We start from the raw sequence: 897 nt of genomic DNA on the forward strand, positions 1-897 counted from the left end.
ATGGTCGCTGCCAAGCGTGGTAAATCCGTTGAAGAAATTCTGGGGAAATAAACCATGGCAAAGACTATTAAAATTACTCAAACCCGCAGTGCAATCGGTCGTCTGCCGAAACACAAGGCAACGCTGCTTGGCCTGGGTCTGCGTCGTATTGGTCACACCGTAGAGCGCGAGGATACTCCTGCTGTTCGTGGTATGGTCAACGCGGTTTCCTTCATGGTTAAAGTTGAGGAGTAAGAGATGCGTTTAAATACTCTGTCTCCGGCCGAAGGCTCCAAAAAGGCGGGTAAACGCCTGGGTCGTGGTATCGGTTCTGGCCTCGGTAAAACCGGTGGTCGTGGTCACAAAGGTCAGAACTCTCGTTCTGGTGGTGGCGTACGTCGCGGTTTCGAAGGTGGTCAGATGCCTCTATACCGTCGTCTGCCGAAATTCGGCTTCACTTCTCGTAAAGCGATGATCACTGCAGAAGTTCGTCTGTCTGATCTGGCTCACGTAGAAGGCGATGTTATCGACCTGAACACGCTGAAAGCGGCTAACATTATCGGTATCCAGATCGAGTTCGCGAAAGTGATCCTGTCTGGTGAAGTATCTCGTCCGGTAACTGTTCGTGGCCTGCGCGTGACTAAAGGTGCTCGTGCTGCTATCGAAGCTGCTGGCGGTAAAATTGAGGAATAAGTAGCAGATGGCTAAGCAACCGGGATTAGATTTTCAAAGTGCCAAAGGTGGGATTGGCGAACTGAAGCGCAGACTGTTGTTTGTAATCGGTGCGTTGATTGTGTTCCGTATTGGCTCTTTTATTCCGATCCCTGGTATTGATGCCGCTGTACTTGCCAAACTGCTTGAGCAACAGCGAGGCACCATCATTGAAATGTTCAACATGTTCTCTGGTGGTGCTCTCAG

2 protein-coding genes and 1 pseudogene are annotated in these 897 nt (G+C 50.5%); all 3 read left to right on the forward strand.

Annotated elements, in window-relative coordinates; genetic code table 11:
- Window positions 1–54: 54 nt before the first annotated feature.
- Entirely contained in the window at window positions 55–234 is a 180-nt protein-coding gene (rpmD, locus tag FQK12_RS00100; protein ID WP_001140434.1) for a 50S ribosomal protein L30, read from the forward strand.
- Between the two features lie 3 nt (window positions 235–237).
- Window positions 238–672, forward strand: coding sequence for a 50S ribosomal protein L15 (rplO, locus tag FQK12_RS00105; protein WP_004106336.1), 435 nt, complete (start codon window positions 238–240; stop codon window positions 670–672).
- A gap of 7 nt (window positions 673–679) precedes the next feature.
- Window positions 680–897: pseudogene (gene secY / locus FQK12_RS00110) on the forward strand (preprotein translocase subunit SecY); the annotation flags it as partial.

It is taken from the genome of Klebsiella sp. ME-303 (assembly GCF_007910085.1).
Taxonomy (GTDB): domain Bacteria; phylum Pseudomonadota; class Gammaproteobacteria; order Enterobacterales; family Enterobacteriaceae; genus Klebsiella; species Klebsiella michiganensis.